We start from the raw sequence: 12447 nt of genomic DNA, 5'->3' as shown, positions 1-12447 counted from the left end.
GACGCCCTCAGTGCTTGTCCTGCTCCGGGTGGGCGAAGTTCAGGTGCTCCGGCGGCAGCGGGAAGGTCACGTCCTCGCCGAACGGCGACGGTGCCGCCGCCCGGTCGAAGGTGAGCTCCGTCAGCGGAAGCCTGCCGTGGGTGTCCACGGCCGGCGCCGTCGGCTTCGGCACCTCGCGGTGCCAGTTGACGCCGCGCTGCGCCTGCACCTCGGCCCGCGGGTCGTGCGAGCCGCCCGCGTGCGAGTGCACGCCCCCGTGGGCCGCGCTGCCGTGCACCGCACCGCTGGCGTGCCCGCTGGTCACGATGGTCTGAGGCACCTGACCCCTCCGGAAGATCTTGCTACCAAGCCACACGAGGGGATCGTACCTGCGGTCGACGACCCGCTCCTTCATGGGGATGATCCCGTTGTCCGTGATCTTGATGTGCTCCGGGCAGACCTCGGTGCAGCACTTGGTGATGTTGCAGAATCCGAGGCCCTGTTCGGCCTGCGCGTACTCCTTGCGGTCGGTCCTCGCGTCGAGCGGGTGCATGTCCAGCTCCGCGGCCCGGATGAAGAACCGCGGCCCGGAGAACGCCTGCTTGTTCTCCTCGTGGTCCCGGATCACGTGGCAGACGTTCTGGCACAGGAAGCACTCGATGCACTTGCGGAACTCCTGCGAGCGCTCCACGTCGACCTGCTGCATCCGGTACTCGCCGGGGGCCAGGTCGGCCGGCGGCGCGAACGCCGGGGTCTCCCGCGCCTTCTCGTAGTTGAACGAGACGTCCGTGACCAGGTCCCGGATGACCGGGAAGGTGCGCAGTGGGGTGACCGTGACCGTCTCGTCCTCCGTGAAGGTGGACATCCGGGTCATGCAGCTCAGCCGCGGCTTGCCGTTGATCTCCATCGAGCAGGAGCCGCACTTGCCGGCCTTGCAGTTCCACCGGCAGGCCAGATCCGGGGCGTCGGTGGCCTGGAGCCGGTGGATGACGTCGAGGACCACCTCGCCCTCGTTCACCTCGACCATGTAGTCCTGCAGGTCACCGCCGTTCTCGTCGCCGCGCCAGATGCGGAACTGGCGCTTGGCGCCGGGCTTGCCGGCCCCGGGGGACTTCTGCTCCGCCATTACTTGCCCGCCTCCTCGGCCTCGGCGTCGGCGACGAGGGCGTCGAACTCGGCGAGCTCCTCGTCCGTGAGGTACTTGGCCAGCTCCGCGCGGTCGAAGAGGCCGATCAGCTCCGCGCGCATCTTCGGCAGCGGCTTGCGCTCCAGGCGCACGGTGTCGCCGTCCAGCGAGCAGACCAGGTTGACCCGGCGCCACATCGGGTCCATCGCCGGGTAGTCCTCCCGGGTGTGGCCGCCGCGCGACTCCTGCCGCTCCAGCGCCGCCTTCGCGGTGCACTCCGAGACCACCAGCATGTTGCGCAGGTCCAGCGCCAGGTGCCAGCCCGGGTTGTAGCGGCGGCCGCCGCTCGCGCTGACCTTGGCCACCCGCTCGCGCAGCTCCGCCAGCCGGCTCAGCGCGTCGGCCAGCTCGCCCTCGCGCCGGATGATCCCGACGAGGTCGCCCATCACCGCCTGGAGGTCCTGCTGGAGGGTGTACGGGCTCTCGCCGGTGTCCCGCTGCAACGGTGCCAGCGCGGTCTCCACCGCGGCCTCCACCGCCGCGACGTGGACCTTTGGGCGGGCCGGCAGGCTGTCGGCGTACGTGGCGGCGTGGCCGCCCGCGCGCTTGCCGAAGACCAGCAGGTCGGACAGCGAGTTGCCGCCGAGCCGGTTGGAACCGTGCATGCCGCCGGAGACCTCACCCGCGGCGAAGAGCCCCCGCACGGTGCCGTACGCGGCGCCCGAGTCCGGGTCCACCTCCACGCCGCCCATCACGTAGTGGCAGGTCGGGCCGACCTCCATCGGCTCCTTGGTGATGTCGACGTCGGCCAGCTCCTTGAACTGGTGGTACATCGACGGCAGCCGGCGCCTGATCTCCTCGGCCGGCAGCCGGGAGGCGATGTCCAGGTAGACGCCGCCGGCCGGCGTACCCCGACCGGCCTTGACCTCGCTGTTGATCGCGCGCGCGACCTCGTCGCGGGGCAGCAGCTCCGGCGGGCGCCGGTTGTTGTCCGGGTCCTTGTACCAGCGGTCCGCCTCGGCCTCGTTGTCCGCGTACTGTTTGCGGAAGACGTCGGGGACGTAGTCGAACATGAACCGCTTGCCGTCGGAGTTCTTCAGCACGCCGCCGTCGCCGCGCACCGACTCGGTGACCAGGATCCCCTTCACCGACACCGGCCAGACCATGCCGGTCGGGTGGAACTGGAGGAACTCCATGTTGATCAGCGTCGCGCCGGCGCGCAGGGCCAGCGCGTGCCCGTCCCCCGTGTACTCCCAGGAGTTCGAGGTGACCTTGTAGGAGCGGCCGACGCCGCCGGTCGCCAGCACCACGGCCGGCGCCTCGAAGAGGACGAACTCGCCGGACTCCCGGTAGTAGCCGAACGCGCCGGCGACCCGGTCGCCGTCGAGCAGCAACTCGGTGATGGTGGTCTCGGCGAAGACCTTGATCCGGGCGTCGTACGCGCCGTGCTCCCGCTTGTCCTCCTGCTGGAGGGAGACGATCTTCTGCTGGAGGGTGCGGATCAGCTCCAGGCCGGTCCGGTCGCCGACGTGCGCCAGGCGCGGGTACTCGTGGCCGCCGAAGTTGCGCTGCGAGATCTTCCCGTCCTTGGTGCGGTCGAAGAGCGCGCCGTACGTCTCCAGCTCCCAGATCCGCTGCGGCGACTCCTTCGCGTGCAGCTCGGCCATCCGGAAGTTGTTGAGGAACTTGCCGCCGCGCATGGTGTCGCGGAAGTGCACCTGCCAGTTGTCCCGGCTGTTCACGTTGCCCATCGCGGCGGCGGCGCCGCCCTCGGCCATCACCGTGTGCGCCTTGCCGAAGAGCGACTTCGAGATGATCGCGGTCTTCTTGCCGGCGAGGCGGGCCTCGATCGCCGCGCGCAGGCCGGCGCCGCCGGCCCCGATCACGACGACGTCGTAGTGGTGCCGCTCGATTCGCGTGGTGGAGCTCGTCTGGTGGTGAGGATTGGTCATGTCAGGGGCCCTCTAGTTGATGAACCGCAGGTCGTTGAACCAGCCGGCCGCGACCGCCATGACGTAGAAGTCCGTCAGGGCCAGGGTGCCGAGGGTGATCCAGGCGAGCTGCATGTGCCGGACGTTCAGGGCGGAGATGAAGGTCCAGGCCCGGTAGCGCACCGGGTGCTTGGAGAAGTGCTTGAGCCGCCCGCCGATGATGTGCCGGCAGGAGTGGCAGGAGATCGTGTACGCCCACAACATGACCACGTTGCCGAGCAGGATGATGTTGCCCAGACCGAACCCGAAGCCCTTCGGCGAGTGGAAGGCCAGGATCGCGTCCCAGGTGTTGATCAGCGAGATGACGGCGGCGGCGTAGAAGAAGTAGCGGTGCAGGTTCTGGCCGAGCAGCGGGAACCTGGTCTCGCCGCCGTAGGACTGGTGCCCGTCCGGCACCGCGCACGCGGGCGGCGACAGCCAGAACGAGCGGTAGTACGCCTTGCGGTAGTAGTAGCAGGTGAGGCGGAACAGCAGCAGGAACGGCAGGGTCAGCGCGGCGTCCGGGATGATCCACCAGCCGGGCAGGAAGCTGCCGAAGTGCGAGGAGCCCTCGACGCACCGTTCGGTGACACAGGGGGAGTAGAACGGGGTCAGGTAGTGGTACGCGTCGACCCAGTAGTAGTCGTGCATGAAGACCCGGACCGTCGCGTACGCGACCCACGCGCCGAGCCCGATCACGGTGAGCAGTGGGGCGAGCCACCAGCGATCGGTACGCAACGTCTTCGCCGCGATGGCGGCGCGCGCCCCCCGCGGCCTCGTTGCCGTTGATGTCATTCGAGTCGTCTCCCTGACGGGGCCCGCACGCGCGGGCGGATCAGTTTCCGGTCGGCACGCGGACCGGCGAACCCGCACCCGCTTGCCACGTCATGCGCACACCAACGACCGCGCCGGCGATACGGCGCAGCTAAGTGACACACGTTACGCCGATCTTTGCGGGCCGTCCGCGCAAGGCAGTGTCCCGTGTGTCCCGGCCGGTGGAAAGCCCCGAACGATGATCGATGTCCGGATGTTAAGAACCTCACCTGTCGCCTGTCCGGCGTACGCGCGCGACTCACCTGGAAGCGTCGCCGGCCCGGACTCCGTCGCGGAGCGGGCCGCCGGGCCGGTCGATCTGTGCAGCGGACCGCGGGGTCAGCTGGAGGCGCCGCCCGTGAAGTTCCAGGAGGCCAGCCGCAGCGGCGGGGCCTCCCACCAGACGCCGTCCGTCCGGTCCGGCTGGCGTACCGCCCGGCCGCCGACGCCGAGCACTGCGCCGGGACCGAGGGCACGGGGGTAGGACTCGGTGAAGCGCAGGTCGCGGACCGCCCGGGTCACCACGCCGTCCTCCACCAGCCAGACGCCGTTGCGGGTCAGGCCCGTGACGACCAGGCTCTTCGGATCGAGCACCCGGGTGTACCAGAGGTCGCTGACCAGCAGCCCCCGCCGCACCCGACCGACCAGCCCGGCGGTGTCTCCGTCGACCACCACACCCGGCGCGCCGCCGCCCGCACCCGCCGTGCCCGGCACGGCGGAGTCCGCCGCGCCGGCGCCCGACGTCGCTGCCGGCCCGCCGCCGGTGGCTCCGGCACCCGTCGGTCCGGCCGCGTGCAGGCGCAGGTTGCGGGGCATCGGGCCCCACGTCGCGGCGCCGGCCAGCGCGTGCCCGGTCGAGGCCGCGCCGGTCTCGACGGCGGTGCGCCGGTCGTGCGCCACCGCCCGGGTGGTGCCCGCCTCGACCAGGGTCACGGCGCGCCGGGGCGTGCCCTCGACGTCGAACGGCAGCCCGGAGCCGCCGAGCGGGTCGTCGACCAGGGTGACCGCCGGGTCGAACTGGGCCGCCCCCGGCTCGGCGAAGGACTGCCGCTCGGCGTACCGCTTGCCGTTGAAGCCGAACCAGGAGAGATTCTGGAGCAGGTCGGCGACGGCGGCCGGCTCCAGCACCACCTCGTAGCGGCCGGGCGGCAACTCGACCGGGTCGGCCGCAGCGCGCGCCTTGGCTGCGGCCCGGGCACCGAGCGCGGCGCCGTCGATCTCGGCCAGCCGGTCGGCGCAGAACCGGGCCACGCCGTCGGAGCCGCCGGTGCGGGCGATGCCGTCCATCGCCGCCTCGGCGGCGCGGCCCCACGCCGAGTGGCCGGCCGAATTGGCGAACGCGGAGGAGCGGTGCGCCGTGCGGCAGTAGCCGGCCGCCTCCAGCCCGCCGGCCGCCGCCACGAACGCGCGCACCAGATCGGCCCGCACGTCCGGCTCGGCGTACGCGGTGGCCTCGTCGAAGGTCGCGGCGGTCGGTGCCGGCGACGGCGGGGCGAGGCCCGGCCAGGCCGGGTCGGGCGGACAGAGCCGCGCCGCGGCGAGGGTGCGCTCGACCAGCGCGCGCAGCCCGTCGGCGGTGACCACGCTGCCGCTGCCGGCGGCCGTGCGCCCGCCGACGTGCAGCCGCAGCCGGACCTCGACGCCGGACTCGGCCACGTTCTGGTGGATGAACGAGTTGGCGAACCGGGTCAGCGCCAGGTCGGCCCGGGTGACCACCGCCTCGGCCTGCGCGTCGGGCCCGCCGAGCCGGCGGACCAACTCCACCACCTGACCGGCGATCTCCAGCTCACTCATGCTGCACCCTCGTCATTCGCGACTGCGGGACTCGCTCGCTGCGCTCGCTCATTCCTCGCGCTCACCGCATCCCTTTCGTTCGCGACTGCGGGACTCGCTCGCTGCGCTCGCTCATTCCTCGCGCTCACGCGCGAACTCCTACCCGGACGTTGCGGAAGCGGGCCGGCGCGGCCGGGTGGCCGGTGTGGCCGACCTGGCCGGGCTGGCCCTTGCCGCAGTTGGGCGTGCCCCAGGCGACGGTCTCCGAGGAGAGCATGTCCATCGAGCGCCAGAAGAGGGGACCGATGCCGGTGTAGGTGGGGTTGCGCAGCATCCGCCCGCGCCGGCCCTTCTTCACCTCCCAGCCGATCTCGCAGCCGAACTGGAAGTTGAGCCGCTTGTCGTCGATCGACCAGGAGCGGTTGACGTCCATCAGCACCCCGTCGTCGGTGGCGTCGACGATCTCCTCCAGGGTGTGCGGGCCGGGCTCCAGGCCCACGTTGGTCATCCGCACCATCGGCAGCCGGGCCCAGCCGTCGGCGCGTACGCTGCCGCCGTGGTCGAGGCCGGCGACGGCGGCCGAGTCCCGGCCGGCGAGCACGCCCACCCAGCGCCCCTCGCGCACCGCGTCGCGCCTGACGGCCGGGGAGCCCTCGTCGTCGAAGCCGAAGCTGCCGAGCGCGCCGGGGATGGTGGGGTCGATGGTGACGTTCATGAGCTCGGAGCCGTAGCGCAGCGACCCGAGCTGGGCCAGATCCAACCAGGAGGTGCCGGCAAAGGCGGCCTCCCAACCGAGGATCCGGTCCAGCTCGATGGCGTGCCCGACCGACTCGTGGATCTGCAGGGCGAGTTGCTCGCCGCCGAGGATGAGGTCGGTCTCGCCGGCGGGGCAGGGCGGCGCGGTGAGCAGCGCCCGGGCCTCCTCGGCGATCCGCGCCGCCTGCGCGGCCAGGTCGAGCGAGGTGACCAGCTCCCAGCCCGTGGTGCCGTATTGACCTCGGTAGCTCGGGTAGGAGCGGCGCTGGGTCTCCCCGTCACCGACGGCGGTGGCGGAGATGCCGCCGCCGCACTCGCGGATCCGCTGGTCGATCCGGTGCCCCTCGCTGGAGACGAACCACTTGGCCGTGTCCCAGACCTGGTAGAGGCCCTCGGCCACGTCGGCGCCGTGCTCCGCCATCGTCCGCGTGGCACCGACCAGCAGGTCGCCCTTGTCGGAGAGCGGCACGCCGAGCGGGTCCACCACGCAGGGGGACGCCCAGCTCGCGGTTACCGCCGCGGCCGGCACCAGGTCGATCGGCGGCCCCGGGACCCGCGCGCTCGCTGCGGCGATCCGCGCGGCGCGCCGGCCGGCCTCGCGGGCGGCGGCGTCGGACAGCTCCGGTACGGCGTGGAAGCCCCAGCTCGACCCGACCAGCGCGCGGACGCCCAACCCGATGCTCTCGTCCTGGGTCAGCTCCTCGATGTCGCCGTTGCGGGCCGACATGGACTCGTACCGGCGGTGCATCACCCGGGCGTCGGCGTACCGGGCTCCCGCGTCGAGCGCGGCCTGCACCGCGGCGGCCGCCGCGTCGAACTCGGTCATGCGCCCGACCCTAGGCGAGCACACCGACATCCGTCAGGGGACGAGTTGCTCCGGCCGGATGGTCGCCCGGACGGGGTCGGCCAGCTCCAGCGTCTCACCCCGCTTGGTCGCCGACTGCTCCACGTAGTGGCGGCCCTGGCGGCGGTACAGGCGCAGCCCGCCGGTCTCCTGCTCGACCAGCAGGTACCAGTCGATGCCGGCCGCCGCGTAGTAGTGCATCTTGAGCACCTTGTCGGTGGCAGCGTTGCTCGGCGAGATGATCTCGCACACCAGCCGGACGTCGGCTGCCTCGATGTAGGGATCGTCGAGATCGACGGGGCCGGTGATCACGAGATCGGGCACGGGGACCCGGCCAGGTCGGAGTCGGACGTTCACCGCCTCCAGCAGCTCCAACCCGACCGTTTCGGCAGCCGCTTCGAGGATGTTCCCCAACTTGCGCGATATCCGCTGGTGGCGAGGGGTGGGGGCTGGGGTCACGTGGAGGCTCCAGTCGAAGAGTTCGACGCGGTCCCGCGTCTCGCCGAGGGCGAGGTACTCCTCTTCGGTCCATGGGCCGTCGTGGCCGAACACCGCTGCGGTCATGGTCACCTCCACCTCATTGACGGGATCCTCCCGTGACTGCCGCAACCATGGTCGCACCTGACGGGCGTCGGGTGTCGCGTTCCAGTCGTGGCGGCGGATGTGCTGGTGGGGGTGTCGGAGCCCGTTGCAGAGTCGTTACGCTGTGGCCCGCTGACAGCCCCGGATATGTAGCTTATTTTCACCCTCAGTGATTTCCTGTAGGTTCTCTTCGTCACTGAGGGAGGCGGTCGTGGGCAGTCCGGAGTCGGCGTCGTCCGGGGAACCGGGCCGCCCCAGCGTGCCGGAGCAGCGCTCCGGCCAGGACCCGTACCTGCGGGTGAGCGACCTGCGGGTCCGCTTCGACACCGAGGACGGCGTGGTGCGCGCGGTCGACGGGGTGTCGTTCGCGGTGGAGCGGGGGCGCACGCTCGGCATCGTCGGTGAGTCGGGCTCGGGCAAGAGCGTCACCTCGCTGGCCATCCTCGGCCTGCACAACGCCAAGCGGACCACCATCACCGGGGAGATCTCCGTCGGCGGGCGCCAACTGGTCGGCCTGCCGGAGGAGGAGGTACGCCGGCTGCGCGGCCGGGACATGGCGATGATCTTCCAGGACCCGCTGTCCGCGCTGCACCCGTACTTCACGGTGGGCAGGCAGATCGCCGAGGCGTACCGGGTGCACCACCCGAAGGCCGGCAAGCGCGAGGCCCGCCAGCGCGCGGTGGACATGCTGGGCCGGGTCGGCATCCCGCAGCCGGCCCGCCGCTTCGACCAGTACCCGCACGAGTTCTCCGGCGGCATGCGGCAGCGGGCGATGATCGCCATGGCGCTGGTCAACGACCCGGACCTGCTGATCGCCGACGAGCCGACCACCGCCCTGGACGTGACCGTGCAGGCGCAGATCCTCGACCTGCTGGCCGACCTCCAGGCCGAGTTCCACTCCGCGATCATCATGATCACGCACGACCTGGGCGTGGTCAGCCAGGTCGCCGACGAGGTGCTGGTCATGTACGGCGGGCGGGCTGTCGAGCACGGCAGCGTCGAGCAGGTGCTCCGACGGCCGCAGCACCCGTACACCTGGGGCCTGCTCTCCAGCGTGCCCTCCCTGCACGGCGACGCGGACGCGGACCTGGTGCCGATCAAGGGAAACCCGCCCAGCCTGATCAACCTGCCGCCGGGCTGCGCCTTCCACCCGCGCTGCCGGTACGCCGGCCGCAACGGCGACCGCTCGCGCACCGAGGTCCCAGAGCTGCGCCCGGCGGGCGCGCCCGGCCACCTGGTGGCCTGTCACCTCTCCGCCGACGACCGGACCCGGTTGTACGCGGAGGACATCGCGCACGTGGGGGTGGCCCGGTGAGCGCGAGGAACGCAGCGGAGCGGAGTCCCGCAGTCGCGAACGAAGGTGGGACCCGATGAGTGTGGAGACGGTCGAGCCGCTGCTGCGGGTGCGCGGGCTGGCCAAGCACTTCCCGGTGCGCAGCGGGCTGCGGAGCACGGGCCTGGTGCGGGCCGTGGACGGGCTGGACTTCGACGTGCGCCCGGGCGAGACGCTCGGTCTGGTGGGGGAGTCCGGCTGCGGCAAGACGACGACCGGCCGGATGCTGGTCCGCCTGCTGGAGCCCAGCGCGGGGAGCATCGAGTTCGCCGGGCGAGACATCACCCACGCCGGCCGGCGTGAGCTGCGCCCGCTGCGGCAGGACCTTCAGATCATCTTCCAGGACCCGTACGCCTCGCTGAACCCCCGGCACACGGTCGGCCGGATCGTCGCGATGCCGTTGCAGGTCAACGGGATCGACCCGCCGGGCGGGATCAAGGCCCGGGTGCAGGAGCTGCTGGAGCTGGTCGGGCTGAACCCGGAGCACTACAACCGGTACCCGCACGAGTTCTCCGGCGGCCAGCGCCAGCGCATCGGCATCGCCCGCGCCCTGGCGCTGCGGCCGAAGCTGATCGTCGCCGACGAGCCGGTCTCCGCCCTGGACGTGTCGATCCAGGCGCAGGTGGTCAACCTGCTCCGCGACCTGCAGCGCGACCTGGGCCTGGCGTTCGTCTTCATCGCGCACGACCTGGCCGTGGTGCGGCACTTCTGCCAGCGGGTCGCCGTCATGTACCTCGGCAAGATCGTCGAGATCGGCGACCGGGACGACATCTACGAGCGCCCGCAGCACTCGTACACCCGGGCGCTGCTCTCGGCGATCCCGGACGTCACCAAGCTCGGCCCGGCCGGCCGGATCCGGCTGGCCGGCGACGTGCCCACCCCGCTCAACCCGCCGTCGGGCTGCCGGTTCCGCACCCGTTGCTGGAAGGCGCAGGACATCTGCGCCAGCGAGGAGCCGGCGCTGGTGCCCCGCGACGGCGGAAGCCAGGCCGCGGCCTGCCACTTCCCGGAGCGGGGGCCCGTCGAGGCCGCCCCGGCCGAGCCGCCGGCGACGTCGGCCGCCGAGCCGGCAGACGTCGCGGGCGGCGAGCCGGCAGGTACGGACGCGGAGCCGGCAGGTACGGACGCCGAGCCGGCGGGCACGGGCGCGGGCGTCGAGGAGGTGTCGAGATGAGCATGTCCCCGGTGGAGGGCGTGGCGCTGGCCGAGATCGACTCGGGTGGCGGTGCCGACGCGCCGAAGGAGAAGGGCTTCGTCGGCCGATCGCCCGGCCAACTCGCCATGCTCCGGTTGCGCCGCGACCGGACGGCGATGGTCAGCGGGGGGATGCTGGTCTTCTTCGTGCTGGTGGCGCTCGCCGCGCCGCTGATCGAGGCGTTCTACGGGATCAGCCCGCGTGACCAGTTCCAGGCCAAGCTGGACGGCTTCGGCATGCCGCTGGGCTACGCCGGTGGCGTGTCGGGGGACCACTTCTTCGGGCTGGAGCCCAACCTCGGTCGGGACATCTTCATCCGGCTGGTGTACGGCCTGCGTACCTCACTGCTGATCGCCTTCGCGGCGGCGGTGATCACGGCGGCCATCGGCATCGCGCTCGGCGCGCTCGCCGGCTACCTCGGCGGCTGGCTCGACGCGGTGATCAACTGGATCACCGACCTGACCCTGGCCATGCCGTTCCTGATCATCGCGCTGGCCCTGACCCCGACCCTGACGCTGCGCTTCTACGGCGAGCGGGACGCGGTCTCGCCCGCCTTCGGGGTCGGGGTGCTGATCGCCGTCTTCGCGATCTTCGGCTGGACCGGCACCGCCCGGCTGGTCCGCGGCCAGGTGATCGCGCTGCGCGAGCGGGAGTTCGTGGAGGCCGCCAAGGCCAGCGGCGCCGGGCTGGCGCACATGCTCTTCCGGCAACTGCTGCCGAACATCTGGGCGCCGATCCTGGTGTCGTTCTCGTTGGCGGTGCCGCAGTTCATCACCAGCGAGGCCGCGCTGTCGTTCATCGGCGTCGGGCTGACCGAGGAGACGCCGAGCTTCGGTCGGATGATCTACCAGAGCCTGGACTACCTCCAGACCGACCCGGCGTTCGTCTTCTTCCCCGGCATCACGATCTTCGCGCTCGTGTTCGCGTTCAACCTCTTCGGCGACGCGCTGCGCGACGCGCTCGACCCGAAGTCGTCCCGGTAGGGGTCATCGATGGCGCGCTTCCTGATCAAGCGGATCTTCTCGGCGGTGCTCACCCTGTTCGCGGTGAGCGTGCTGACCTTCCTGATGTTCTTCGCGCTGCCCCGCGACCCGGTCAGCGGTATGTGCCCGAAGAACTGCAACCCCGAGCGGCTGGAGCGGGTCCGCGAGGAGTTGGGCCTGCGTGACCCGCTGATCACCCAGTACGCCGGCTACATGAAGGGCATCTTCACCGGGCGGGACCTGGGCAGCGCCCAGGGCGGCCGGTGCGACGCGCCCTGCCTGGGCTGGTCGTACGTCAACAACGAGGCGGTGCTGGACACCATCGCCCGGGTGCTGCCGGTGACGCTGAGCATCGTGATCCCGGCGGCGATCCTCTGGCTGCTGCTCGGCGTCGGCCTCGGCATGGTCTCGGCGCTGCGCCGGGGTACCTGGCTCGACCGGGCCGCGATCGGCTTCTCGCTGACCGGCGCCTCGCTGCAGCTCTACTTCGTCGGTGCGGTGCTGCTGCTGGTCTTCGTCTACAACCTGCGCCTGCTGCCCGTGCCGAGCTACACGTCGATCTTCGACAATCCCCTGAAGTGGGCCAGCGGCCTGGTGCTCTCCTGGGTCGCGCTGGCCTTCCTCTTCTCCGCCATCTACGCCCGCCTGTCGAGGGCGCAGATGCTGGAGACGCTCTCCGAGGACTTCGTGCGCACCGCGCGGGCGAAGGGCCTGGCGAAACCGAAGGTGTACGGGCGGCACGCGCTGCGCGCCGCGATCACCCCGGTGGTCACCATCGCCGGCCTGGACGTCGGGGCGGCGCTGGGCGGCACGGTGATCACCGAGACCACCTTCGGCATCCAGGGGCTGGGGCGGACCGCCGTCGAGGCGGTGCGGGCCGGCGACCTGCCCACCATCATGGCGACCGTGCTCATCTCGGCGGTCTTCGTGGTGATCGCCAACGTGCTGGTCGACCTGCTCTACGCCGCCATCGACCCCCGCGTACGGCTCGGGTGACCCGCCCGTCCCGGCCGGCGCGCCCGCCCCGGGCGTCCGCCGGTCGGACGGCGGTGAAATTTATCGACAACTGTTACACAACTCGTAGGTTTTCTTC

Annotated in this window: 10 protein-coding genes; 4 read left to right on the top strand and 6 right to left on the bottom strand. The window is 71.6% G+C overall.

The features are described from left to right. Positions 1 to 7: 7 nt before the first annotated feature. From ACGF5C_RS02835 to ACGF5C_RS02810, 6 genes are all read right to left on the bottom strand, one after another. On the bottom strand, positions 8 to 1105 hold the full coding sequence (locus ACGF5C_RS02835; protein WP_393296125.1) for a succinate dehydrogenase/fumarate reductase iron-sulfur subunit: 1098 nt from the start codon (positions 1103 to 1105) through the stop codon (positions 8 to 10). Further along, positions 1105 to 3057, bottom strand: coding sequence for a fumarate reductase/succinate dehydrogenase flavoprotein subunit (locus ACGF5C_RS02830; RefSeq protein ID WP_393296123.1), 1953 nt, complete (start codon positions 3055 to 3057; stop codon positions 1105 to 1107). Before ACGF5C_RS02830 ends, ACGF5C_RS02835 begins: the two co-directional genes overlap by 1 nt. Positions 3058 to 3069: 12 nt before the next feature. Continuing rightward, the gene (locus ACGF5C_RS02825) at positions 3070 to 3870 is read right to left on the bottom strand and encodes a hypothetical protein (protein ID WP_393296121.1); all 801 of its coding nucleotides are present in this window, start codon (positions 3868 to 3870) and stop codon (positions 3070 to 3072) included. A gap of 357 nt (positions 3871 to 4227) precedes the next feature. Further along, entirely contained in the window at positions 4228 to 5682 is a 1455-nt protein-coding gene (locus ACGF5C_RS02820) for a metallopeptidase TldD-related protein (protein ID WP_393296119.1), read from the bottom strand. A 124-nt stretch (positions 5683 to 5806) separates the two neighbouring features. Beyond that, on the bottom strand, positions 5807 to 7243 hold the full coding sequence (locus tag ACGF5C_RS02815; RefSeq protein WP_393296117.1) for a TldD/PmbA family protein: 1437 nt from the start codon (positions 7241 to 7243) through the stop codon (positions 5807 to 5809). 33 nt (positions 7244 to 7276) lie between these two features. Continuing rightward, positions 7277 to 7825 carry a Uma2 family endonuclease gene (locus ACGF5C_RS02810; protein WP_393296115.1) on the bottom strand — a complete coding sequence of 183 codons (549 nt, stop codon included), beginning with the start codon at positions 7823 to 7825 and terminating at the stop codon, positions 7277 to 7279. Positions 7826 to 8102: 277 nt separating this feature from the next. Here ACGF5C_RS02810 and ACGF5C_RS02805 point away from each other — a divergent pair, with 277 nt between their 5' ends. Genes ACGF5C_RS02805 through ACGF5C_RS02790 form a run of 4 tightly spaced genes read left to right on the top strand, consistent with a single transcriptional unit; the run spans position 8103 to position 12350 of the window. Then, entirely contained in the window at positions 8103 to 9158 is a 1056-nt protein-coding gene (locus tag ACGF5C_RS02805) for an ABC transporter ATP-binding protein (RefSeq protein WP_350704163.1), read from the top strand. 55 nt (positions 9159 to 9213) lie between these two features. Continuing rightward, entirely contained in the window at positions 9214 to 10350 is a 1137-nt protein-coding gene (locus ACGF5C_RS02800; RefSeq protein ID WP_393296113.1) for an ABC transporter ATP-binding protein, read from the top strand. Next, positions 10347 to 11354 carry an ABC transporter permease gene (locus ACGF5C_RS02795; RefSeq protein ID WP_350703894.1) on the top strand — a complete coding sequence of 336 codons (1008 nt, stop codon included), beginning with the start codon at positions 10347 to 10349 and terminating at the stop codon, positions 11352 to 11354. The genes ACGF5C_RS02800 and ACGF5C_RS02795 overlap by 4 nt, the downstream gene beginning before the upstream one ends. Positions 11355 to 11363: 9 nt before the next feature. After that, on the top strand, positions 11364 to 12350 hold the full coding sequence (locus ACGF5C_RS02790; RefSeq protein WP_357694413.1) for an ABC transporter permease: 987 nt from the start codon (positions 11364 to 11366) through the stop codon (positions 12348 to 12350). Positions 12351 to 12447: the final 97 nt, after the last annotated feature.

Origin of the sequence: Micromonospora sp. NPDC047620 (assembly GCF_043205005.1) — a bacterium.
Classification (GTDB): domain Bacteria; phylum Actinomycetota; class Actinomycetes; order Mycobacteriales; family Micromonosporaceae; genus Micromonospora.
This window is presented reverse-complemented; position numbering and strand designations above follow the sequence as displayed.

Coding starts and splice junctions, on each gene's coding strand:
- ACGF5C_RS02790 (WP_357694413.1), top strand. CDS start 11,364: ATGGCGCGCTTCCTGATCAAGCGGATCTTCTCGGCGGTGCTCACCCTG.
- ACGF5C_RS02830 (WP_393296123.1), bottom strand. CDS start 3,057: ATGACCAATCCTCACCACCAGACGAGCTCCACCACGCGAATCGAGCGG.
- ACGF5C_RS02795 (WP_350703894.1), top strand. CDS start 10,347: ATGAGCATGTCCCCGGTGGAGGGCGTGGCGCTGGCCGAGATCGACTCG.
- ACGF5C_RS02810 (WP_393296115.1), bottom strand. CDS start 7,825: ATGACCGCAGCGGTGTTCGGCCACGACGGCCCATGGACCGAAGAGGAG.
- ACGF5C_RS02835 (WP_393296125.1), bottom strand. CDS start 1,105: ATGGCGGAGCAGAAGTCCCCCGGGGCCGGCAAGCCCGGCGCCAAGCGC.
- ACGF5C_RS02815 (WP_393296117.1), bottom strand. CDS start 7,243: ATGACCGAGTTCGACGCGGCGGCCGCCGCGGTGCAGGCCGCGCTCGAC.
- ACGF5C_RS02800 (WP_393296113.1), top strand. CDS start 9,214: ATGAGTGTGGAGACGGTCGAGCCGCTGCTGCGGGTGCGCGGGCTGGCC.
- ACGF5C_RS02820 (WP_393296119.1), bottom strand. CDS start 5,682: ATGAGTGAGCTGGAGATCGCCGGTCAGGTGGTGGAGTTGGTCCGCCGG.
- ACGF5C_RS02825 (WP_393296121.1), bottom strand. CDS start 3,870: ATGACATCAACGGCAACGAGGCCGCGGGGGGCGCGCGCCGCCATCGCG.